The 21,960-nt window shown below is 70.7% G+C and carries 20 protein-coding genes and 1 tRNA gene; 16 read left to right on the top strand and 5 right to left on the bottom strand.

All coding sequences use genetic code 11. From position 1 onward, the window contains the following. Positions 1–714 precede the first annotated feature (714 nt). From IPZ69_RS47570 to IPZ69_RS37005, 12 genes are all read left to right on the top strand, one after another. Complete coding sequence (locus tag IPZ69_RS47570; protein WP_308407580.1) at positions 715–1,704, top strand: hypothetical protein; 990 nt, start codon at positions 715–717, stop codon at positions 1,702–1,704. 60 nt (positions 1,705–1,764) lie between these two features. After that, the gene (locus IPZ69_RS36955; protein ID WP_235459084.1) at positions 1,765–2,520 is read left to right on the top strand and encodes a GntR family transcriptional regulator; all 756 of its coding nucleotides are present in this window, start codon (positions 1,765–1,767) and stop codon (positions 2,518–2,520) included. Between the two features lie 154 nt (positions 2,521–2,674). Next, on the top strand, positions 2,675–3,799 hold the full coding sequence (locus tag IPZ69_RS36960) for a TIGR03364 family FAD-dependent oxidoreductase (protein ID WP_235459085.1): 1,125 nt from the start codon (positions 2,675–2,677) through the stop codon (positions 3,797–3,799). Between the two features lie 17 nt (positions 3,800–3,816). Beyond that, positions 3,817–4,539: an HAD family hydrolase gene (locus IPZ69_RS36965; protein ID WP_235459086.1), complete on the top strand. Its 723-nt coding sequence runs from the start codon at positions 3,817–3,819 to the stop codon at positions 4,537–4,539. Continuing rightward, on the top strand, positions 4,539–5,585 hold the full coding sequence (locus tag IPZ69_RS36970; protein ID WP_235459087.1) for an ABC transporter ATP-binding protein: 1,047 nt from the start codon (positions 4,539–4,541) through the stop codon (positions 5,583–5,585). Before IPZ69_RS36965 ends, IPZ69_RS36970 begins: the two co-directional genes overlap by 1 nt. Continuing rightward, a complete protein-coding gene (locus tag IPZ69_RS36975) occupies positions 5,578–6,420 on the top strand; it encodes a 2-aminoethylphosphonate ABC transporter permease subunit (RefSeq protein WP_235459088.1) in 843 nt (280 codons plus the stop codon). Before IPZ69_RS36970 ends, IPZ69_RS36975 begins: the two co-directional genes overlap by 8 nt. Then, entirely contained in the window at positions 6,407–7,204 is a 798-nt protein-coding gene (locus tag IPZ69_RS36980) for an ABC transporter permease (RefSeq protein WP_235459089.1), read from the top strand. Before IPZ69_RS36975 ends, IPZ69_RS36980 begins: the two co-directional genes overlap by 14 nt. A gap of 54 nt (positions 7,205–7,258) precedes the next feature. Beyond that, positions 7,259–8,314, top strand: coding sequence for a 2-aminoethylphosphonate ABC transporter substrate-binding protein (locus IPZ69_RS36985; protein WP_235459090.1), 1,056 nt, complete (start codon positions 7,259–7,261; stop codon positions 8,312–8,314). A 125-nt stretch (positions 8,315–8,439) separates the two neighbouring features. Next, entirely contained in the window at positions 8,440–8,724 is a 285-nt protein-coding gene (locus IPZ69_RS36990) for a hypothetical protein (RefSeq protein WP_235459091.1), read from the top strand. A gap of 75 nt (positions 8,725–8,799) precedes the next feature. Then, the gene (locus tag IPZ69_RS36995; RefSeq protein ID WP_235459092.1) at positions 8,800–9,579 is read left to right on the top strand and encodes an HAD-IIA family hydrolase; all 780 of its coding nucleotides are present in this window, start codon (positions 8,800–8,802) and stop codon (positions 9,577–9,579) included. Between the two features lie 94 nt (positions 9,580–9,673). After that, positions 9,674–10,210 carry a hypothetical protein gene (locus tag IPZ69_RS37000; RefSeq protein ID WP_235459093.1) on the top strand — a complete coding sequence of 179 codons (537 nt, stop codon included), beginning with the start codon at positions 9,674–9,676 and terminating at the stop codon, positions 10,208–10,210. A gap of 12 nt (positions 10,211–10,222) precedes the next feature. After that, positions 10,223–10,891 (top strand): class F sortase, encoded by a 669-nt coding sequence (locus tag IPZ69_RS37005; RefSeq protein WP_235459094.1) that lies wholly within the window; start codon positions 10,223–10,225, stop codon positions 10,889–10,891. 271 nt (positions 10,892–11,162) lie between these two features. Here IPZ69_RS37005 and IPZ69_RS37010 read toward each other — a convergent pair whose 3' ends face one another. Continuing rightward, entirely contained in the window at positions 11,163–11,915 is a 753-nt protein-coding gene (locus IPZ69_RS37010) for a GAF and ANTAR domain-containing protein (RefSeq protein ID WP_235459095.1), read from the bottom strand. Between the two features lie 162 nt (positions 11,916–12,077). On the opposite strand from IPZ69_RS37010, the gene IPZ69_RS37015 reads away from it, so the two are divergent. Further along, the gene (locus IPZ69_RS37015) at positions 12,078–13,076 is read left to right on the top strand and encodes a glycoside hydrolase family 6 protein (protein WP_235459096.1); all 999 of its coding nucleotides are present in this window, start codon (positions 12,078–12,080) and stop codon (positions 13,074–13,076) included. A gap of 60 nt (positions 13,077–13,136) precedes the next feature. Here IPZ69_RS37015 and IPZ69_RS37020 read toward each other — a convergent pair whose 3' ends face one another. The 4 genes from IPZ69_RS37020 to IPZ69_RS37035 form a co-directional block, all read right to left on the bottom strand. Continuing rightward, entirely contained in the window at positions 13,137–15,074 is a 1,938-nt protein-coding gene (locus IPZ69_RS37020; protein WP_235459097.1) for a kelch motif-containing protein, read from the bottom strand. Further along, positions 15,071–17,035, bottom strand: coding sequence for a glycosyltransferase family 2 protein (locus IPZ69_RS37025; RefSeq protein WP_235459098.1), 1,965 nt, complete (start codon positions 17,033–17,035; stop codon positions 15,071–15,073). The genes IPZ69_RS37020 and IPZ69_RS37025 overlap by 4 nt, the downstream gene beginning before the upstream one ends. Positions 17,036–17,340: 305 nt before the next feature. Further along, the gene (locus tag IPZ69_RS37030; protein WP_235459099.1) at positions 17,341–18,063 is read right to left on the bottom strand and encodes a FadR/GntR family transcriptional regulator; all 723 of its coding nucleotides are present in this window, start codon (positions 18,061–18,063) and stop codon (positions 17,341–17,343) included. Between the two features lie 108 nt (positions 18,064–18,171). After that, positions 18,172–18,245 (bottom strand) — tRNA-Lys (locus IPZ69_RS37035). A gap of 186 nt (positions 18,246–18,431) precedes the next feature. On the opposite strand from IPZ69_RS37035, the gene IPZ69_RS37040 reads away from it, so the two are divergent. The 3 genes from IPZ69_RS37040 to IPZ69_RS37050 all read left to right on the top strand — a co-directional run bounded on the left by IPZ69_RS37040 (position 18,432) and on the right by IPZ69_RS37050 (position 21,856). Further along, positions 18,432–19,811, top strand: coding sequence for a peptidoglycan-binding protein (locus IPZ69_RS37040; protein WP_235459100.1), 1,380 nt, complete (start codon positions 18,432–18,434; stop codon positions 19,809–19,811). Positions 19,812–20,008: 197 nt separating this feature from the next. Further along, the gene (locus tag IPZ69_RS37045) at positions 20,009–21,130 is read left to right on the top strand and encodes an SPFH domain-containing protein (RefSeq protein WP_235459101.1); all 1,122 of its coding nucleotides are present in this window, start codon (positions 20,009–20,011) and stop codon (positions 21,128–21,130) included. A gap of 120 nt (positions 21,131–21,250) precedes the next feature. Further along, positions 21,251–21,856, top strand: coding sequence for a lytic polysaccharide monooxygenase auxiliary activity family 9 protein (locus IPZ69_RS37050; protein ID WP_235459102.1), 606 nt, complete (start codon positions 21,251–21,253; stop codon positions 21,854–21,856). Positions 21,857–21,960 lie beyond the last annotated feature (104 nt).

A 21,960-nucleotide genomic window follows, 5' to 3' on the forward strand; every position in this document is an offset into this window, starting at 1 on the left:
CCGACTGCGCAGCCCCGCTTGAGCGCTCGGTGCCGCGTGATGCGGGCCGTGCCGTACCGGCTGAGTGGCCGGGGCCCAGCGATATGGCGTTCGCGCCCGCCACGTCCGGCTGGGTGGTGCGGGCCGAGTGGCACCGGTTGAGGTGGACCGGTCGAGCGGGTCCGGCTGGGCGGCGCTGGCTGAGCGCTGAGGGTCGAGCGGTTCGAGTTCGGTGGAACGGCCGAGTGGCATCGTCAGGGCGCTGACGGCCGAGCCGCGTCGGCTGCCCAGCCCCGGTTGAGTGCTCGGGGCCGAGTGGTGTGGGTCGTGCCGTACCGGCTGAGTGGCCGGGGCCCAGCGATATGGCGTTCGCGCCCGCCACGTCCGGCTGGGTGGTGCGGGCCGGGTGGCACCGGTTGAGGTGGACCGGTCGAGCGGGTCCGGCTGGGCGGCACTGGCTAAGCGCTGAGGGTCGAGCGGTTCGAGTTCGGTGGAACGGCCGAGTGGCATCGTCAGGGCGCTGACGGCCGAGCCGCGTCGGCTGCCCAGCCCCGGTTGAGTGCTCGGGGCCGCGTGATGCGGGTCGTGCCGTACCGGCTGAGCGGTCGGGGTCAAGTCATACGGCCGCCGCCCCTCGCGCGTGGGCCGCCGGAGGTAATTCGTGGGCTCCGTTCGAGGGGGTGTGCGGAGTGGTGGTGCTCGGTCTGTGCGTATGGCCGGGATGGTCATGTGTTTATGCGACTGTGCACGCTTTTATCCCCCTGCCTGACCGCAGCCGCCCTGCTCGTCCCCGTGTCCTCCGCGAACGCGGCGGCCGGTGATCCCAGCTGCGCCGGTTCGGACGGTCGGTCCTTTCCGCTCACCACCCGGATCCACGGCGGGCCGACCGCGTACGAGGCCGGCGGCGGCTACGGCACCTGGTACCTCGACCTCACCAACACCACCGGCCGCACCTGCGCCGGCGTCCACCCCGTCGTCGTCCTGGTCGACGGCAAGCGGTCCCTCAAACCCGCGCAGGCCAAGCTGGAGTTCTACGACGGTTCGCGGGTCCGCCCCGTCACCTTCGAGACCACCGACGAGGCCGAGCTGGTCGGCGCCTTCGACGGGAACGGCTTCGGCGGCTTCAGCGTGGCGCCCGGCAAGACGCTCACCGTCAAGGTCCGGCTCGCGGTCACCTCCGACGCCGTACCCGACCAGGTCACCGCCAACGCCGCCGTCGTACAGCGTCATCAGGAGGACGGGGACTGGGTCGGGGAGTCGAACGCCTACCCGTTCGCGATCGGCACCGAGCCCGTGCCCGACTCCACCGGCTCCGGTGACTCAGACTCCGGCTCCGACTCCGGTACGGGCTCGGACACGACCGACGCCCCGAGCGATGCCCCGTCCGGCACCGCGACCGGCAACCCGACCGACGCGCCCCGCGGCACCCCGACCGACGGCAACAGCTCCGACCCGTCCGCCTCCTCCGACCCGGACGCCGCCCCCACCGGCCCGTCCGTCGAAGAGGCCGACGGCGACGGCGACAGCGGTGGCGGCTGGGGCGACGGCGGCCGGGACGGTGACGACCGCGGTGAGGACGGCGGCGGGCGTGAGCACGGCGACGGGCCCCACCGTGCCTGGGAGCTCGCCCGTACCGGACTCGGGCTGGGGCACGGCGCCCTCGCCCTCACCTGCGGTCTGCTCGCCCTCGGCGGCGCCGCCCTGGCGGTGCGCCGGCGCCGGTGAGGGGGTCACCGGGACGGGGTCCGCGGCGGCGACGATCACCCCGTCTGGGACGATCCCTGCGTGGACTACCCGAACGACCAGGCCCCCGGCGCCCCCGTCCGCTCCGGCATCCCCGAGCACGGGCGCATCCCCAAGTACTACGCGGTGAAGGCGCGGATCGCCGCATTGGTGGAGGAACTGGGGGAGGGCGGCCTCATCCCGACGGAACGCGATCTGTCCGAGCGCTACGACGTCGCCCGCGAGACCGTGCGGCAGGCCGTGCGCGAGCTGGTGCTGGAGGGGCGGCTCCGGCGGCAGGGGCGGGGGACCGTGGTCGCCGGGCCCAAGCTGGAGCAGCCGCTCTCGCTGGCCAGCTACACGGAAGGCGTCCGGCGCCAGGGGCGCACCCCCGGCCGTACGCTCGTCAGCCTCGACCGCTTCCCCTGCCCGGAGGCTCTCGCGGCCGAGACCGGCCTCACCCGCGGCGAGCCCGTCTGGCACCTGGAGCGTGTGCTGCTCGCCGACGAGGAGCGGGTCGGCCTGGAGAGCACGTACGTCGCCGCCTCCCGCGTCCCGCGCCTCGACAGCGAGTTCGAGCCCGACTCCTCCTTCTACGCCTACCTCCGGGACCAGGGCATCACCTTCGGCGACGCCGACGAGCGCATCGAGACCGTGCTCGCCACCCCGCGCGAGGCCCTCCTGATCGGCACCCCGCCCGCCCTGCCGATGCTGCTGATCCACCGCGTCTCCCGGGACACCGAGGGACAGCCGCTGGAGCGGGTGCGAAGCCTGTACCGGGGCGACCGCTTCTCCTTCACCGCACACCTCACGGGCTGACCCCGCCCACCTCACCGGCTGAGAACGACTCGCACGACACCCTCTCCGAATATCACGAAAAGATAACGGGTCTAGCCCAAACGTGATGGGTCGTTCACGCTCTCGTTGGCATCCGGACCTTTCCGGTTCCCCGATCCCGAGGAGCGTTGCCGTCGTGAGAGTGACAGTCGTGGGAGCAGGCGTGGTGGGCACCATGCACGCCTGGCAAGCAGTGGAACGCGGCCATCAGGTCGTGCAGATCGAGCGGGAAGCGGAGGCGCGCGGCGCCTCGCTGCGCAACTTCGGGCAGATCTGGGTCAGTGGACGCGCGGGCGGGGAAGAGCTCGACACCGCGCTTCGGGCCCGGGAGCTCTGGGAGGGGATCGGCGGGTGCGTGCCCGGCCTCGGGTTCCGTGCCAACGGATCCCTGACCCCCGTGCGCGGCCCCCTCGAACTCGCCGTCGCCGAGGCCGCCGTGGCACGTGCGGACGCCGCCGCCCGTGGTTACAAGCTGCTGACCCCCGGCGAGGCCCGCGCCCTCAACCCGGCGCTGCGCGGCGACTTCACCGCCGCCCTGTACTGCGAGCGCGACGCCGCCGTCGAGCCGCGCACCGCGCAGCTCGCCCTGCGCGAAGAGCTGCTGAAGTCCCCGAACTACACCTTCCTGCCCGGCCGTGAGGTGCGCGAGGTGGTCGGCGCCGGCGCCGTCCGCGACGACCACGGCGACGTGCACCACGCCGACGCGGTCGTGCTGTGCACCGGCGCCTGGCTCGGCGGTCTGGTGCGCGAACTGGCCGGACCCGACCTGCCCGTGCGCCGCGTGCGGCTGCAGATGATGCAGACCGACCCGCTGGGCGAGCCGCTCACCACCTCCGTCGCGGACGCGGACAGCTTCCGCTACTACCCGGCGTACGGCTCCCCGGCCCTGGACGAGCTCAACGCACGGCAGCCGCAGCCGCGGACCGCCGCCGAGCACAAGATGCAGCTGCTCATGGTGCAGCGCGCCGACGGCGGCCTGACCATCGGCGACACCCACGAGTACGAGCACCCGTTCGCCTTCGACACCGTCGAGGACCCCTACGACCACCTCACCGAGGTCGTCGAGTCCCTCCTCGGCCGCCCGCTGCCGAAGATCCGCCGCCGCTGGGCCGGCGTGTACGCGCAGTGCACCGACACCAGCCGGGTGGTGCACCGCCAGCAGGTGAGCGACGGGGTGTGGCTGGTCACCGGGCCCGGTGGGCGCGGCATGACCTGCTCGCCCGCGATAGCCGAGACCACCGCGAACGAACTGGGCTGGTGAGGAAGTTGACCACGGACATGCGCGACACCCGCGACCTCCACGACACCCGCGACCCCCGCGACATCCGGCTCGCCGTCCTCGACATGGCCGGCACCACCGTCGCCGACGGCGGCCTGGTCGAGCGCGCCTTCGAGGCGGCCGCCGCCGAACTCGGCGTCCGGGCCGGATCGGCCGACCACGCCGAGAAGCTGGACTACGTCCGCGCCACCATGGGCGAGTCCAAGATCTCCGTCTTCCGGCACCTGTTCGGGGACGAGGACCTCGCCCGGCGCGCCAACTCCGCCTTCGAGAAGGCGTACGGCGGCCTCGTCGACGGCGGTCTCGTCGCCCCGATCCCCGGTGCCCGCGGGGCCATCGAGGAACTCGCCGCCGGCGGCCGTACCGTCGTCCTGACCACCGGATTCGCCCGTGTCACCCAGGACGCGATCCTCGACGCGCTCGGCTGGCGGGACCTCGTTCCGCTGACCCTGTGCCCGGCCGACGCCGGCGGGCGTGGCCGCCCCTTCCCCGACATGGTGCTGGAGGCGTTCCTCCAGACGCAGGCGGCGGACGACGTACGGCAGGTCGCCGTCGTCGGCGACACGTCCTACGACGTGCTGACCGGCGTACGCGCCGGGGCGGGCCTCGTCGCCGGGGTGCGCACCGGAGCCCACGGGGACACGGAGTTTCGTGCCGCCGGCGCCACCCACGTGCTCGACTCGGTCGCCGACCTGCCCGCCCTCCTCAACGGAGGCGGCTGATGGGCATCCGCTTCGACTCCGTCACGGTCGCCTACGACGGCAACGTCGTCCTCGACTCCCTCGACCTCACCGTCGAGCCCGGCGAGGTGATGGCCCTGCTCGGACCGTCCGGTTCCGGCAAGACCACCGCGCTGCGGGCGGTCGCCGGGTTCGTACGGCCCTCCTCGGGCCGGGTGTTCCTCGGCGACCGGGACGTGACGGACCTGCCGCCGCACCGGCGCGGCATCGGGATGGTCGTCCAGCAGTACGCGCTCTTCCCGCACATGCGGGTCGAGGACAACGTGGCCTTCGGGCTCAAGGCCCGCAGGACCGCCAAGTCCGAGATCCGCCGGCGGGTCGCCGAGGCGCTGGAGATGACCGGCATGGGGGCCTACGCCCGCCGGTTCCCGCGGGAGCTGTCCGGCGGCCAGCAGCAGCGCGTGGCCATCGCCCGCGCGCTGGCCATCCGGCCGGACGTGCTGCTGCTGGACGAGCCGCTGTCCGCGCTGGACGCGCAGCTGCGGTCGGGGATGCTGGCCGAACTTGCCCGGCTGCACCGTGAGTTGCCCGACGTGTCCATCCTGTACGTCACCCATGACCAGGTCGAGGCGTTGACGCTGGCCGACCGGATCGCGGTGATGGACGCGGCGCGGCTTCAGCAGTGCGGGACTCCTCGCGAGCTGTATCGGGCGCCGAAGAGTGAGTTCACGGCTTCCTTTGTGGGCGGGGCGAATCTGTTGCCGGTGACCGTCGGGGCCGGAGGTGTCTCCTTCGCGGGGACCGAGCTGAAGGTCGACACGACGGAGGTGGTCGCGGGGGCGCGGGCCACGCTGTGTGTACGGCCACATCTTGTGGGGCTGGGGGATGGCCCCAATCAACTCATGGGCACCGTAAGGGAGATCCAGTGGCGGGGAGCCACCCATCGGCTGTACGTGGAGGTCGACGGGCACAGCGTCATGGCAGATCTGCGTGAACTCAAGCACCCGCCTGCTCACGGGGACACGGTGAGGTTGCACTTCGCGCCCGACGATGCGGTGTTGCTGCCCGCTGGAGTGAGCCATGGCTGAGGCTGTACAGAACGCGCGGGCCGTCCGGGGCTGGTCGCGCAGTTCCCCGCGCCCCTTTGGGGCGCTGCTGTGGGCCCTTCCTCCAATAGCCGCCCTCGCCCTCTTCTTCCTCTACCCCCTCGCTCTGGTCGTCCAGCAGTCCTTCCAGCCCGACACCGGCGGTACCTCCTTCCAGCCGTACGCCGACGTCTTCGCCTCCGAAGCGTTCCGGCATGCGCTGTGGACCACCGTCTGGCTGGCCCTGGCCTCCACCGCTGGATGTCTGGTGCTCGGTTTCCTGCTGGCCCTGGTCATCGCGTTCGTGCCGTTTCCCGGGGCGAAGGCGGTGGCGCGGTTCATCGACGTGTACCTGTCCTTCCCGTCCTTCCTCATCACGCTGGCGCTGCTGTTCATCTACGGCACCACCGGCATCATCGGTTCCTTCCAGTTCCTCACCACGCCCTGGGGAGTGCTGCTGGCGGAGGTCACCTACTTCACGCCGTTCGTGATGCGGCCGCTGCTCGCCGCGTTCTCGCAGCTGGACACCGCGCAGTTGGAGGCGGCGAGTTCGCTCGGCGCCCGCGCGCCCCGCATCATCCGGCAGGTGATCCTGCCGGAGGCGCTGCCCGCGCTCGCGGCCGGCGGAAGTCTCGTCCTGGTGCTGTGCCTCAACGAGTTCGGGATCGTGCTCTTCACCGGCGCGAAAGGGGTCACGACCCTGCCGATGCTCGTCTACAGCAAGGCGATTCTGGAGTCCGACTACCCGGGCGCCTGTGTGGTCGCCGTCGTCAACGTCCTGATCTCCGTGGGGCTGTACGGCCTCTACCGGGTGGTGAGCCGTCGTGCTGGTGCATAACCGCAAGGCCAAGTGGGCCGTCTGGGCGGTGTTCCTCCTCCTGTTCCTGCCCCTGTTCGCCCTTCCCCTCCTCGTCGTCCTCGGCGCATCCTTCGCCACCCACTGGTCCGGCGTCCTGCCCTCGGGCCTGACGACGGCCAACTACCGCGCCGCCACCCGCGGCGAGGCCCTCCAGGCTTTGACCACCAGCCTGGTCACCGCCGTCACCGCGAGCCTGTTCGCGCTGGCCGTCGGAACCTGGGCCGCGCTCGCCGCGGCGGCCCTGAAGAAGCGCCACCGCCGGATCCTCGACGCCCTGTTCGTGCTGCCGGTCGCCGTCCCCTCGGTGGTGGTCGGACTGTCGGTCCTGGTGGCCTTCTCCCAGCCGCCGATCCTGCTCAACGGCACCCGCTGGATCGTGATCCTCGCCCACACGGTCCTGGTGACCGCCTTCGCCTACCAGTCCGTGTCGGCGGCGCTCGTCCGCCTCGACCCGGCCTACGAGCAGGCCGCCGCCTCCCTCGGCGCCCCGCCCGCGTACGTCCTGTGGCGGGTGCGGCTGCCGCTCCTGCTGCCCTCGCTCACCGCCGCCGCCGGCCTCTGCTTCGCCCTCTCCATGGGCGAGCTGAGCGCCACGATGATGCTCTATCCGCCCGACTGGACCCCGCTTCCGGTCCTGATCTACGCGGCCACCGACCGCGGCGCCCTGTTCATCGGCTCCGCCGTCGCCGTGGTCCTGATGGCGGCGACCCTGATCGCCCTGTTCGCCGTCTCCCGCGTCCGCACCAAGGCTTCGTACCGCTGACCCCGTAAGCGCCCCGCCTCGAAACCCCTTTCGCCGCAAGGAGTTCATCCCGCCATGCCCAGAAACACCCTCAAGCTCGCCATCGCCGTCTCCCTCGTGGCCACCCCGCTGCTGTCCGCCTGCGGCGGCTCCTCGGCCGCCTCCGACGACAAGGTCGTCACCGTCTACAGCGCCGACGGCCTCAAGGGCGAGAACGGCGACGGCTGGTACGACCAGGTCTTCAAGGACTTCCAGAAGGACACCGGGATCAAGGTCAAGTACGTCGAGGGCGGCTCCGGCGAGATGGTGCAGCGCGCCCTCCGCGAGAAGAACAACCCGCAGGCCGACGTGCTGGTCACCCTCCCGCCGTTCATCCAGCAGGCCGACAGCAAGGGCCTGCTCCAGAAGTACGAGCCGAAGGACGCCGAGCTGGTCAGCGGCGCCGACAAGGCCGTCGACGGCACCTGGACCTCGGTCGTCAACAACTACTTCGGCTTCGTCTACAACAAGAAGGAGCTGAAGCAGGCGCCGAAGACCTGGGAGGAGCTGCTGGACGGCAAGTACAAGAACAAGCTCCAGTACTCCACCCCGGGTGTCGCCGGTGACGGCACGGCCGTCCTGATCAAGGCGATGAACGACTTCGGCGGCAAGGACGCGGCCCTCGCCTACCTGAAGAAGCTCCAGGCCAACAACGTCGGCCCGTCCGCCTCCACCGGCAAGCTCGCCCCCAAGGTCGACAAGGGCGAACTGCTCGTCGCCAACGGCGATGTGCAGATGAACTACGCCCAGTCCAAGGACATGCCGGGCCTCGGCATCTGGTTCCCGGCGAAGGAGGGCGGCAAGCCCACCACGTTCGCGCTGCCCTACGCGGGCGGCCTGGTCACCGGTGCCCCGCACAGCGAGAACGGCAAGAAGCTCCTCGACTACATGCTCAGCCAGAAGGCCCAGAAGCAGGTCAGCGAGATCGGCGGCGGCTTCAGCGCCCGTACGGACGTCAAGGCCGTCGACGCCAACGCCATCGCCCTGACCAAGCTGATGGACGGCGTGGACATCTTCGCGCCGGACTGGAACGACATCGACAAGAACCTCACGACGTACGTCGAGGACTGGAAGTCCGCCACCGGCAGCTGAGCCCTCCGGGGGTTCAGCCGCCCAACCTTCCGCGCCGCCGTACGTACGTGCCGCGCCGTCGTGGCTGGTCGCGCCCGCGCGGCGGTAGCCGCACATCAAGGACAGCCCCGCGCCCCTGGTGGGGGTTGTCCGGCCGTCGACAGCACACCACCGCCCCGGTCACCGGCGGCCGCACCGCCACCCTCACGTACTACCGGCAGGAGTCCCCGCAGAAGGGCGAGGTCCTCGTCTCCTACGACGGCGCCGCCCCCGTCTCCGTGCGCACCTACACCGCCGACGTCCCCTCCCGGACCGAGAACGTCACCCTCCAGATCCCCGCCGGAGCCACCACGGTCCGCGTCCGTTTCCGCTACACCGGCGGCAACAACTGGTACTGGGTGATCGACGGGGTTCGTATCGCGCAGTCGTGATTAGGCTGGGGCGTCGGCACGGCGTGGTTCCGGCGCCCCAGCTCATGACCGTACGTACGCCAGGAGACGCAGCACATGGCAGACCGCAAGCCCATCGAGTCGTGGCTCACCGACATGGACGGTGTCCTGATCCATGAGGGGATACCGATCCCCGGTGCCGACGCCTTCCTGAAGAAGCTGCGTGAGTCCGGCCGGCCGTTCCTGGTGCTCACCAACAACTCCATCTACACCCCGCGCGACCTCCAGGCCCGCCTGCGCCGCATGGGCCTGGACGTGCCGGAGGAGAACATCTGGACCTCCGCGCTCGCCACCGCCCAGTTCCTGGACGACCAGCGGCCCGGCGGCTCCGCGTACGTCATCGGCGAGGCGGGCCTGACCACCGCCCTGCACGACGTCGGCTACATCCTCACCGACCACGAGCCGGACTTCGTGATCCTCGGCGAGACCCGCACCTACTCCTTCGAGGCCCTGACCAAGGCCGTGCGCCTGATCAACGACGGCGCCCGGTTCATCGCCACCAACCCCGACAACGTCGGCCCCTCCACCGAGGGCGACCTGCCCGCCACCGGCTCGGTCGCCGCCCTGATCACCGCCGCGACCGGCAAGAAGCCGTACTTCGTCGGCAAGCCCAACCCGCTGATGATGCGGGCCGGGCTCAACGCGATCGGCGCGCACTCGGAGACCTCCGCGATGATCGGCGACCGGATGGACACCGACGTCCTCGCGGGCCTGGAGGCCGGGATGCGGACCTTCCTGGTGCTGACCGGCGTCACCCAGCCCGACGACATCGACCGCTACCCGTTCCGGCCCTCCCACGTCGTGGACTCGATCGCGGACCTCGTCGACCGCGTCTGAAACCGATTCTGACCCGGATGGAGCAGTAGGGGCCCCGTCGAGGATGCGGGGCCCCGGCTCGCGGGGGAGCCTCCAGTTGTCTGGAGGTTTCACGATGGGCTCAGTTCGCCTCACTCTCTGTACAGGACTCCTGGCCGCCGTCGCGCTCACCCCGGCGGCCCACGCGGCGGACGGTGCCGATGTCTCGGTGACCCCGTCGTCCCCCGCCCCCGGCGGTACCGTCGCGCTGCGGGTCGGCGGCTGCGACGCGCGGACGGCCACCGCGGTCTCCGACGCCTTCGCGGGCGACCTCACCCTCTCCGGCTCGGGCGGCACGCTCACCGGCGAGAGCCGGGTCCGCACCTCGGCCGCGGCGGGCCCGCACGACGTGACGATCACCTGTGGTGCCACGCGGCTGACCGGCACGATCACGGTGTCCACGGCCGGGCAGTCGGCCACCTCGCCCGACTCTCCCGCCTCGCCCGTCGCCCCGGTCCCGGCGGGCGGCGGCGGCACCGCGCACTTCGCCTCCGCGGACGCCCAGGTGCCCCTGCCCGGGACCGCCCACGCGGTCATCGGTCTCGTCCTCGCGGGCCTCGCCGCGGTCACCGTCGGGCTGCGCAGCGCCCGCCGGAGCCGCGGCGCGGACTGAGGCGCGCCCGCGATGTCCGACCCCGATCGTCCCGCCGGCACCGGCCGGCTGATGACCGTGGTGGCCTGGGCGGCGCTGCTGTTCGGGCTGTGGCTGTGGGGCCGCGAGGTCACCGACGTGCCGATGGGCATATCCGGCGGCCCCACCACCGGCGACGTGGCGGCGGTGGGGCGGCCCGCCGAGGCGGACCTGCCACCCGCGGTGAAGCCGCTGACAGGCGCGCTGCCGCAGCGCATCGACATACCCGAACTGGGCGTGCAGGCGCCCGTCGTCGGCCGCGGCCTCGACGCGCAGGGCGCGGTCGATCCGCCGCCCTTCGACCAGGCGGGCACGGTGGGCTGGTACGCGGGCGGCGTGAAGCCCGGCGCGGTGGGCACCGCCGTGATGGTGGGGCACGTGGACACCGAGACCCGGCCCGCCGTCTTCTACAAGATCAGCACGATGCGGCCCGGCGAGACGGTCCGCGTGATCCGTGACGACGGCAAGGTCGCCGAGTTCACCGTGGACGACGTGCGGGTCCTGCCCCGCGCCGGCTTCGACGCCCAACAGGCCTACGGTTCCCGCCAGTCGGACCGCGCCGAGCTCCGCCTGATCACCTGCGGCGGCACCTTCGACCGAACCAGCCACAGTTACACCGCCAACGTGGTCGTGTCGGCGTATCTCACGGGTACGGGCCTGTAGCCGGGCCCTTCGGGGCACCACCTGGCCCGGCCGACGACCGGCTCCCCCCGCGGCCGCCGACCGGGCCGGTCCTCGACCGCGCGCGCTCGGGCTGCGGGAGTAACCCGGCGACCGACGCGGGAGGCTCGGAAACCTCGGTGGGTGCACATCCGGCCGGGGGCTGGGGCCGTGGCAACGACTGTAGAACGGATGGGCGCCCGCGGCCTAGGGGAAGACGACGTGAAGTCCCTGCCCGGTGGCTCTGCGTCATCCCCGCAGGTGACCCGTGACGCTACGCGGATTCGCCGGACGGCCCGCGCAACTCCCGCGTGTCCGGCGTGCCCGCCAGGACGTCCCGGGCGACCCGGTCCACCGGCAGCCGGCGCCGCCGCGCGAACCGGCGCAGGGCGACGAAGGCCTCGTCGGCGGGCACCTGCCAGCGCTCGGCGAGCATGCCCTTGGCCTGTTCGACGCGCACCCTGCTGGTCAGCGCCTCCTGCAACTGCCCGGCCAGGGTGCGGTACTGCGCGTACGCCCGCTGGTTGTGCAGGCCGAGTGCGGCGGCGTCGGCCAGTGTCTGGGCCAGCCGCAGCCCGGCGTCGTCCGGGCCGGCGCCGGCGGGCACGAACACGTTGAGCGCGCCGAGCAGTGTCTCGCGGCGGCGCAACGGCACCGCGAACGTCGTCGCGATGTCATGGGCCAGCGCCCGCTCGGTGAAGCGCGGCCAGCGGGCTTCCTCGTGGGCCGCCCGGATCGACACCGGCGGCACCGGTCTGCCGGAGCCGTAGCTGTCCGGGCAGGGCCCGCCGTCGTGCTGGGCCGCCAGCAGGTCCAGGGCGACGTCCTGCCGGCGGCTGCTGCCGGCCAGCGACACCGCCCGGCCGCCGTCGATCAGCATCACCCCGGCCGCCCGCGCGGGCAGCAGCTCCACGCAGTGGTCGCACAGGCGTTGTAAGTAGTGCGCGGTGTCGAAGCCGTCGGTGAGAGTGTCGGCCGCCTCCACCAGTGCCGCCGCCAGCCGGACCTCCCGGGTGGTGTGCTGCATGCCCCCGCCCCTTCCCCTGCGCCGGACCCCCTGTCCAGGCGCGCACCTACCCCGGCGGGCCGGGCTGTAACAGCTCTCCGACAAGGCACGGGCGCTCTCGTGACCGGCGCGGCGGGTATGTCACGATTGACCCTTGGAACGGTGCACCCAAGGGGGAGTTGGATGTACGGCAGCAGGGGGGCCGCAGTGGTGCTGGGGGCGGCACTGCTGATCGCGGGATGTTCCTCCGGTGACGGAGGGGACGACGCCGGCCAGGGCGCGAAGATCGCCCAACAGCCCAAGGGGGCCGACCCGTTCTGGGTGAACCCGGACGGGAACGCGGCCCAGCAGGTCGCCACCTACGCCAAGGACGGCAAGAAGGACGACTCCGAGCAGATCAGAAAGATCGCCGAGCAGCCGACCGGGGAATGGATCGGCCCGGAGAACCCCGAGCAGGAGGCCCAGGGCTTCACCGAGGCCGCCGAGAAGGCCGACCGCACGGCGCTGCTCGTCCTCTACAACATCCCGCACCGCGACTGCGGCCAGTACTCGCAGGGCGGCGCGGCCGACGGCAACGCCTACCGCGCCTGGATCGACGGCGTGGCCCAGGGCATCGGCGACCGCGCGGCCACGGTCGTCCTCGAACCCGACGCCCTGCTGCACCTGGTGGACGGCTGCACCCCGGGCGAGTTCCACGAGGAGCGCTACGACCTCCTCAAGGGTGCCGTCGCCAAGCTGAAGTCCCTGAAGAACACGAAGGTGTACCTGGACGCCGGTAACGCCGGCTGGGGCCACCCCGACCAGATCTTCCAGCCCCTGCAGCGGGCCGGCATCGACCAGGCCGACGGCTTCGCCGTCAACGTGTCCAACTTCTACTCCACCCAGGACTCGCTGGCCTACGGCAAGCAACTCTCCGCGAAGGTCGGCAACAAGCACTTCGTCATCGACACCAGCCGCAACGGCAACGGCCCCTACACGGAAGGCGACCCGAACGAGCGCTGGTGCAACCCGCCGGGCCGGGCACTGGGCGAGGACCCGACGACGAAGACGGCGGACCCGCTGGTGGACGCATATCTGTGGGTCAAGCGGCCGGGGGAGTCCGACGGCCAGTGCAAGGGAGGCCCGAAGGCGGGAGCCTGGTGGCCGTCGTACGCACTCAAGCTCGCGAAAGCCAGCAAATAGCGGTCAGTTGACCCAAGGGGGCGTCCTCCCGGCCGGAGGGCGCCCCCAAGTGCACCGCGACTAGGGAACCTTGACCCACTGCGCCTTCGACGGCGTCCCCTGATCGTCGTCCACGAACAGCATGTACCACCCGGACTGCACCAGGTTCCGCCCCTTGGGCACGGTCACCGTGATCTTGTCCCCGGACGTCTTGAAGTCCAGCGCGATCGACCGCTGATCCACGTCCGTCACATGCGTGGACGCGCTCGGCCGGATCAGCCGCACCTTCTTGATCGTCGAAGCGTGCCGCGAGGTGAACGTCCCCGAAGCGCCGCGGGCGATCGTCTGCGGACCCCCCGACAGCGACGGCCGTGAGTCCCGGTACAGATACGGCGGCGTGTAGATCTCGATCCGCTGCTCGAACTTGCCCGGCTTGGTGTCGGCCTTGTCCGCGTACAGCGAGTCGGAGCCGAAGAACATGATCCGCCCGTCGGGCAGCAGGATCGACCCGGAGTGGTAGTTCCGGCCCACCAGCGGATCGGCCACCCGCGTGAAGCTGTTGCTGTCCGGGTGGTAGAGCCGCGCCTGAAGGATGTTGGAGTCGCCGCGCCCGCGGTAGTCCTCCGAGCCGCCCGACACCAGCACGGTGTCGTCCGGCAGGATCGAGGACTGCGGATAGCGGGTGCCCTTCTCCAGCGTCGGCCCGTCCTTGAACGTAGGGTTCGACGCCTTCAGGTCGATCAGCCGGGTCTTGTTGCTGGACAGCTTGGACTCGCCGACCCCGCCACCACCGATCACCATGTACTTCTCGTCCTGCGCCGGAGGCAGCAGCACCGTGCCCGACGTCTCCATCTCATTGGAGTCGCTCAGCCCCGGCAGCTTGGTGAACTTGTTGGTGCCCACGTCCCAGACGCCGGGGACGCGGCCCACGTTGTCGGGACCGTAGCCCGCGTTGGACCCGGAGTAGAAGATCTTCCCGTTCTGCATCAGGAACAGCGCCGGGTAGGTCGGGAACTGCCGGATCTTCGGCGTGTACGTCCACTTCTTGGTCTTCGGGTCGAAGATCTCGTTCTTGCCCGGGACCAGCTGGCCGATGTCGTCGAGGCCGGAGACGCTGAGGATCTTGCCGTCGCTCAGGGTGGTGAGCGTCGGGTACCAGCGGGCCTCGTTCATCGGGTCGACCTTGATGTACTTCTCGGCGACCGGGTCGAACTCGTAGGCGTCCCTGATGCCTTGGAAGTCCTTCTTGTCGAGGGCGAGCTTCTGCGCGATGCCGTACGTGTTGCGCGCGTCGGCTCCGGTCAGGCCCTGCACCCGGTAGTTGTCCTGGGTGCCGGTCTCGTACTTGGAGCCGCTCTGCTTCGCCTCGACGTAGACACGGCCGAGACCCGGGTCGTTGCGCAGGAACGCGCCGGTCTTCGGGTCGAAGACCTTCTTCGCGCGCGGCACCAGGACCGGGTCCTTCGACACGAAGGTCTTGCCGTTCTCCTTGCCGGTGAACTTGGTCCCCGCGGGCAGCGTGATCGGCTTGTCCGGGTTCTCGTTGTGCACCACCATCAGGCCGCCGGCCTTGGTGACGTCGCCCTTGAGCTTCTCGTACCGCCGGGTCCCGCCCGCGATCAGCAGGTTGCCGTTGGCCAGTTGGGTGTGGCCGGTGCAGAACAGGTCGGCGGGCGTCGGCACCTTCTTGATGGTGCCCTTGACCGGGTCCCAGATACGGGTGTCGAACTTCTTCGCGTCGAAGTTGTCCTGGTTGTTGCCCGAACCCGCGATCAGCAGCACCTTGCCGGTGTGCAGGAGCGCCGCGTGGATGGTGTCCTGGCGGTACTCCTCGGGGAACTGGACGATGTCGAAGTGGCCGTTCGAGGCTTTGTACTCGGGCTTGTTGATCTGGTACTCGTGGTATTTCTCGGTCCCGAAGCGATAGAGCCACGGCCCGTTCATCCCGGCCAGCGCGAGTACCACCGCCGTGCCTATCGCGAGTCGACGGGCGCGGCGGCGACCGGCACTGTCGTTCATTCCTTACGTCCCCCAAGTCCACCGAGCGCGATCTGCATGGTCTGGTCGTTGCCTCCGTTCGAGGCGGCCCAGGTGGGCCGCTGCTGCGGAGCGTGTCCGGCGTACGGCGCCGGTGCCGGTGCCGGTGGCGGCACCGCGTCCTGCGGTTCGGCCACCGCCGGAGCCGGGGCGGGCCTCTTCTTCTCCTGCCGCAGCGTGTACCGCCACGCGAAGATCGGCGTGGCGGTGATCAGCATGGCGAAGACACCCCAGGTGATCATCGCGGGGTGGGAGTGCCCGAACACGAAGCCGGCGACGAGCGAGCCGCCGAAGACCACGATGAAGAACCAGTGGATCCGGAAGGTCCCGAACAGCGTGTCGGGGCTGGCCGAGTCGCCCTTGGGCGTCACCACGAACTTGCTCTTGCGGCGCAGCACCGCGTCCATCAGGGAGCGGGCGTAGATCGGCGCGGACAGCGCCGACATCACCATGCCCGCGACACCGCCGGAGCCCTCCGGCTCGTGCGGCGAGACGTTGTGGCGGCGGTTCCAGATGTACAGGCCGATCTGGAGGGCGGAGGCGTTGCCGTAGAGCATCAGCCACACGGTCGGGTCGATGTTCACACCCGAGGCGCCCAGGCCCAGGAACAGCGCGCAACTCAGCGCCGCCAGGATCCAGTTGAGGGCGGACATCGGATAGAAGATGATCATCATCGTGTAGTTGAAGAGCTTGCCGGGCGGCAGCGAGAAGAAGCCCTTCCAGTACTGCTTGAGGATCGTCTCGTACGTTCCGCGCGACCAGCGCATCTGCTGGGTGAAGAAGTCCGTCCAGGCGTTCGGGCCCTCACCGACGGCGAGCACGTCCGGCGTGTAGACGGACCGCCACTTCCTGCCCGTCGCCGGGTTCTTGGCCCGGTGCATCTCGAAGCCGGTGGCCATGTCCTCGGTGATCGAGTCGTACAGGCCGCCGATCTGCTTGATCGCCCTGATGCGCACGGCGTTGGAGGTGCCCACGAACATCGGGGCGCCGTAGCGGTTGCCGGCCCGCTGGATCAGCGCGTGGAAGAGGAACTGCTGCGACTCGGCGGCCTTGGTGACGAAGGTGTCGTAGTTGCCGTACACCTGCGGGCCGATGACGAAGCCGACGTCCGGGTCGCGGAAGTAACCGAGCATCCGCTCCAGGTAGTTGGGCAGCGGCACATGGTCGGTGTCGACCGAGGCGAAGAAGTCGTACTCGTCGCCGTGCGCCTCCAGCCAGGCGTTGTAGTTGCCGTGCTTGGTCTTGGCGCGGTGCGGGCCCTTGGGCTGGTTCCACTTGGCGATGCCCTTGCGGGTGAAGTGGTGCACGCCCAGGCGGGCGCACACCTCCTTGACCGCCGGGTCGTCGCCCTCGTCGAGCAACCAGACGTGCAGCAGGCCCCGGTGACGCAGCTTCACGGCCGCCTCCAGGGTCTTCGTCACCATCTCCAGCGGCTCCTTGCCGGGCACGAAGGAGGTGAGGAAGGCGACGCGGGTGCCGGTCTCGGGCACGACCGGGACCGGGTCGCGGGCGACCAGGGTGGCGTGCGCGTTCGACAGTACGTTCATGCAGCGGAAGAACTCGATCAGGCCGATCGAGACCAGCATGACGATGTCGAGGGCCGGCAGGAAGTCGTAGGCCGGGTAGTCGCGTTCGGTCCAGTGCTCGGGCTGCAGCAGCCAGGCCAGCAGGACCAGGGAAAGCAGCGGGGCCGCGCCCAGCATGAGCGCGGCTCGTATCCGGTGCGGCTCCTGCGAGAGCAGCGAGCGGTACTGCACCTTGTACGGCTGGTGCGGGTCGGGTTGGGTGAGGGGGCCGGCCAACCTGCTGTAGTGCTCGTAGTCGTATCTCGGCAGCGTCTTCTTGATCCGGCGGAACGCGCCCGTCCGGTGCGAAGGTACCCGTAGTTGGGTCGTTTGTGACGGGTCGAATTCCCGCCGGGCGCCCTTCGGCGTCGACGTCATGAGTCATCCCCCCACACGCAGGTCACCGCGTGTCTGTCGGTTCCATCGCCTGCTCAGGTCCCCCTCGACCGGCGCAGGGCGTCAATGGTGGGCCACAGGTCCTCCACACCCTATAGACATGGGACCGCGACCTTCCGGTTGCATGATGCCCCCCTCGGCATCCATTCATGAGCGGGGCCCCTCACCCCACAAATCCGGCAACCGCTTACTTGCCCCCCAAGTGCCGCGTATACGCCGCAGCTTGAACAACCAGGGTTCTACGGTGTTCAGCATGATCGCAAGATGCGAAACGCGGTGTTTACCGGTCATACGCGTTCATTGTGACGTGTGTGAGGGTCCTGTGGATCCGCCGTGTCGGTCGTTGACAGGCGGGCACGGATGTTGCCGAAGTGGTCTCTTATGGCCTCCTCCGCGCGTATGGAGTCGCCGGACCGGACGGCGTCCAGGATTTCCCGGTGCTGGCGGCAGGTGACCCGCGGATCCTGCGGTACGTCCACCAGATCCCGCTGAACCCGGTGGAAGGCGTCCCAGAACGCCTCCAGCACCTCACTCAGCAACACGTTGTCCAGCCCCCGGTAGAGGGTGGCGTGAAACGCTCGGTCGGTCTCGGCGAGGCCGGCTCCGCGCGCGGCCTCCTGTTCCATACGGACGACGAGCGCTTCCAGTTCAATGAGATCGGCCTCGGGGAGCCGCCCGGCCAGCCGCGACACCAGCCCGCTCTCCACCGCCTCGCGCAGTTCGAGCAGCTGGAGCAGGGAGTCCTCGCCCCGGTAGTGCCCGGCCACCGTGCGGAAGGCCAGGCCCTCGACCATGGGTGCGAGGGACATGGGGCCGACGTAGGTGCCGAAACCGTGCCGTATCTCCACGATGCCCATCGCCTGGAGCGCCTTCAGTGCCTCCCGTACCGAGTTCCGGCTGGCGCCGAGGAACCCCATCAGTTCGGGCTCGGTCGGCAGCGGGGCCCCGGAGGGCAGCCGCCGGTCGACGATGAGCTTCTTGATCCGCTCTTGAAGGTCTCGGGCTGCCATGGCCAGAGGGTATCCGGCCAATCGGGGGGAGGTCCCGGTTCCGGCCATACGAAAGATGCCCGCCCATGCGGAAGGCCCCCCGCTGTTCGCGAGGGGCCTTCCGGTCGGTGCGCCGCCAGGGACTCGAACCCCGGACCCGCTGATTAAGAGTCAGCTGCTCTAACCAACTGAGCTAGCGGCGCCTGCTGACAACGAGAACTGTACCCGACCTCCAGGAGTGCTCCGGACCACCTCCGGATGGCCGGAGGCCGTATGCGGTACGTCCGTACATCATTCGGATCGTCAGCATGCGCACCGGGATCACAGTTGGGAAACTGATCAACGTGCACAATCGCGGACATTTCCACCCGGAGTGTGAGGGGAATCGCATGACGTCGCCGGTATTCGAGGAATTCGATCCCGCGAGCGACTGCGACTGCCCGGGTTGCGTTCACTGGCGGCGGGTGGGCCCGCCGACCCTGCCCGGCCGGTTCGGCGGTCATCCGGCCGCGCGCGGGGCCCTGGTCGTGGCCGCCGCCGCGTCCGCCGCCCTCGGCGCGGGCGGCCCGGCCGTCGCCCTCACCGCTTCCCATGCCCCCCACCGGCCCGGCGATCCCACGGACGGCGAGCCCGACACCCCGCAGGGCACCAAGGCCCCGCTGCACGGCCCGGCCGGAAAGCCGGTCGAGCCCGGCACCCCGGGCAAGGCGCCCACGACCACCCGGACGGAGATCATCAACCGGGCCAAGACCTGGGTGGCCGCCCAGGTGCCGTACAGCATGGACTCCTACTGGAGCGACGGCTACCGGCAGGACTGCTCGGGCTATGTCTCGATGGCCTGGGCGCTGCAGAGCAACGAATGGACGGGGAGCCTCGACCAGTTCGGGGTGAAGATCAAGAAGGACGACCTCCAGCCGGGCGACATCCTGCTCTTCCACAATCCCGACAACCCCGAGAAGGGCTCCCACGTGGTGATCTTCGGTGGCTGGACGGACTACACGCACACCTACTACACCGCCTACGAGCAGACGCCCCCGCACACCCGCCGCCTGGCCACGCCGTACGCCTACTGGAGCAACTCCGACAAGTACGTCCCCTACCGCTACAAGGGGCTGGCGCCCGACGCGGCGGGCGCGGAAGCGGCCAAGGTGACCACGAAGGAGGCGTATCCGGGAGCGACGTACTTCGGTCCCGGAGCCGACAACAAGTACGTCACCCTGCTCGGCCGGATGCTGGTCGGCCGGGGTGCCCAGTCGTACTACACCCGGGGCCCCGGATCGCGCTGGTCGGACGCGGACCGGCTGGCGACCCAGGCCTTCCAGCGGGCCCAGGGCTGGACCGGCGCCAACGCGGACGGCCTGCCCGGCCCGGGCACCTGGGAACTGCTGGCGACCGGGAAGGGCAAGGACATCCCCGGCGCGGGCACGTCCGGAACCACCGGCACCGCACCCCCGGCCGCGGCCGGGACCGACGGAACGCCGGGGAAGACCGGCACGGCCGCCTCACCCACCTCACCCGCCTCGCACGGTGTGCCCGGCTATCCCGGCCGGAACCTCTTCCGCCCGGGCGCGGACAACCCGTACGTCACCCAGCTGGGCAAGCAGCTCGTCAAGAAGGGCTACGGCCGCTACTACACCACCGGGCCCGGATCGAGCTGGGGCGACTCGGACCGCCGGGCGGTGGAGGCGTTCCAGCGCGACCAGGGCTGGCGGGGCGGCGCGGCGGACGGCTACCCGGGTCCGGAGACCTGGCGCCGGCTCTTTGCGTAGCCGCCTGGCCGCGAAGGCGTGAAGGGGCGCAGGCGTGAAGGGGCGCGGCCCCCGGACGGCCGCCGACCGCCCGACTCGCCCTCGCGGCTCACTCACCCGGCCGCACTCGCCATGTCGCTCGCCCACTCCTCCACTCATCTCATCGCACACTCACACAAATAGTCATGACGCATCTGGCGCGGAGGCTGGAGGCACGCGTGAGCACGACCACTTCCCAGACGCCCGAGTCGGAGGGGCCCGCCGAGGGGCCGCCCCGGCCCGCCCGGCTGATCCAGAACGAGGTGACCACCGAGATCCCCGTCCATCTGTTGTTCCGCGACGACCCCGACCCGTCGCCGGTGCCGCTGAAGCCCGCCGTGGTGGGCCGCAGGCAGGGCACCGGCGAGCAGCCGCGCCTCAGGCGCCCGGCCCTGGTGAAGGCGCGGCCGGTGCCGGCGGTCGACCCCGACCTGGCGGAGTCCCCGGCGCGGGTGCTGCCGGGGGCGGCGGGGCTGTTCGCCGGGACCGTCGGGGTGGCCGGCTGCCTGGCCACGTCGTGGTGGGCGGGTGTGCTGCCGCAGCTCGCCGCGGAGGCGCTGCGGCTCCCGGTCTGGGCCGGCGCGGGTCTCGGCCCGGCCCAGTGGGCGGCCTACGCGGGAGCCGGGGCGCTCGGCCTGCTCGGCTTCGGCGGGCTGTCCCGGGGCACGACCGGGCGGGCCGCGGTGCTCGGTGCCTTCGGCCGCTACCGGGGGACGGTGCGCCGCACCGGACTGCTGTGGGTCAACCCGCTGTTGCGCCGCCGCCGGGTCGACGTACGGCTGCGGCACTGGCGCAGTGAGCCGATGCCCGCGGCCGACGGCAACGGGGTCGCGCTGCGGGTGGTGGTGCTGGTGGTGTGGCGGGTGCGGGACACGGCGCGCGCCGTGCTCGGGGTCGAGGACCACGAGCGGTATCTGCGCGAGTGCGTCGAGGCGGCGCTGACCCGGGTGCCGGTGGAGATGCCGGGCAGGCCGACCGGCGTCATGGAGGCGGCGGTGGAGGCGCTGACCCGGCGGGTGGCGGCCGATGCGGCGCCCGTCGGTCTGGAGGTGTTCTCGGTGCAGCCGCTGCGGACGGAGTACGCCCCCGAGGTCGCCTCCGCCATGCACCGCCGCCGGATCGCCGCGCTGGACGCGCAGCAGCGGGCGAGCATGCTCACCTCGGTCGTGGACTCGGTGGAGGACACGGTGACCCGGCTGACCATGCGCGGGCTGGTCGAACTCGACGACTACGAGCGCAAGGTGCTGGTCCGGGACCTGACGGTGGCCTTCTGCGCCGGGCGCACGGAGGCGACGCCTTGAACGCGCCTCGAACGGCCCCCTGATTGGTATGGACACGTTCAACTAACGGCAATAATCTGGCACTTGGTCTAGACCTGCACGGCTCACTGAACTTCCCCCACGTTCTCCAGGAGCGGCAGCATGCGCACAAAGACCAAGGTGTCCGCCGCCGTGGTGGGCATGGCCACCGTCGGAGCCTTCGTGCTCTCCACGGGCGGCGCCAGCGGCCACGGCTACACCGATCTCCCCATCAGCAGGCAGAAGCTCTGCCAGAACGGCACGGTGACCAACTGCGGCGACATCCAGTGGGAGCCGCAGAGCGTCGAGGGCCCGAAGGGCTTTCCGGCGGGCGGTCCGGCCGACGGCCAGCTCTGCAACGGCGGCCTGAGCCGGTTCGCCCAGCTCAGCTCGCCGAAGACCCCGTCCGGCGCGGCCTGGCCGACGACCCGGGTGACGGGCGGCCAGAGCTACACCTTCCGCTGGCAGTTCACCGCCATGCACGCCACGACCGACTTCAAGTACTACGTCACCAAGCAGGGCTGGAACCAGAACCACGCCCTGGCCCGCTCGGACCTCAACACGACCCCGTTCCTGACCGTCCCCTACAACGGCCAGCGTCCGCCGGCCACGCTCAGCCACAGCGGCACCCTGCCGTCCGGCCTGAGCGGTCACCACGTCATCCTCGCGGTCTGGACGATCGCCGACACGGGCAACGCGTTCTACGCCTGCTCCGACGTCACGTTCTGACCCCGAACCGGACGAGCTCCGCGCGCGCCGGGGCGCCCTGTTCCCGTTCCGGCGCGCGTGGGTCCCGCGGTGACGACTCCGCAACTCTGAGCTTCCCTTGAGTC

It is taken from the genome of Streptomyces olivochromogenes (genome assembly GCF_021538895.1).
Taxonomy (GTDB): Bacteria; Actinomycetota; Actinomycetes; order Streptomycetales; family Streptomycetaceae; genus Streptomyces; species Streptomyces olivochromogenes_A.

Coding starts and splice junctions, on each gene's coding strand:
- IPZ69_RS36995 (WP_235459092.1), top strand. CDS start 8,800: ATGGCAGACCGCAAGCCCATCGAGTCGTGGCTCACCGACATGGACGGT.
- IPZ69_RS37040 (WP_235459100.1), top strand. CDS start 18,432: ATGACGTCGCCGGTATTCGAGGAATTCGATCCCGCGAGCGACTGCGAC.
- IPZ69_RS37025 (WP_235459098.1), bottom strand. CDS start 17,035: ATGACGTCGACGCCGAAGGGCGCCCGGCGGGAATTCGACCCGTCACAA.
- IPZ69_RS37000 (WP_235459093.1), top strand. CDS start 9,674: ATGGGCTCAGTTCGCCTCACTCTCTGTACAGGACTCCTGGCCGCCGTC.
- IPZ69_RS36970 (WP_235459087.1), top strand. CDS start 4,539: ATGGGCATCCGCTTCGACTCCGTCACGGTCGCCTACGACGGCAACGTC.
- IPZ69_RS36965 (WP_235459086.1), top strand. CDS start 3,817: ATGCGCGACACCCGCGACCTCCACGACACCCGCGACCCCCGCGACATC.
- IPZ69_RS37020 (WP_235459097.1), bottom strand. CDS start 15,074: ATGAACGACAGTGCCGGTCGCCGCCGCGCCCGTCGACTCGCGATAGGC.
- IPZ69_RS37030 (WP_235459099.1), bottom strand. CDS start 18,063: ATGGCAGCCCGAGACCTTCAAGAGCGGATCAAGAAGCTCATCGTCGAC.
- IPZ69_RS36975 (WP_235459088.1), top strand. CDS start 5,578: ATGGCTGAGGCTGTACAGAACGCGCGGGCCGTCCGGGGCTGGTCGCGC.
- IPZ69_RS37015 (WP_235459096.1), top strand. CDS start 12,078: ATGTACGGCAGCAGGGGGGCCGCAGTGGTGCTGGGGGCGGCACTGCTG.
- IPZ69_RS36985 (WP_235459090.1), top strand. CDS start 7,259: ATGCCCAGAAACACCCTCAAGCTCGCCATCGCCGTCTCCCTCGTGGCC.
- IPZ69_RS37010 (WP_235459095.1), bottom strand. CDS start 11,915: ATGCAGCACACCACCCGGGAGGTCCGGCTGGCGGCGGCACTGGTGGAG.
- IPZ69_RS47570 (WP_308407580.1), top strand. CDS start 715: ATGCGACTGTGCACGCTTTTATCCCCCTGCCTGACCGCAGCCGCCCTG.
- IPZ69_RS37050 (WP_235459102.1), top strand. CDS start 21,251: ATGCGCACAAAGACCAAGGTGTCCGCCGCCGTGGTGGGCATGGCCACC.
- IPZ69_RS37005 (WP_235459094.1), top strand. CDS start 10,223: ATGTCCGACCCCGATCGTCCCGCCGGCACCGGCCGGCTGATGACCGTG.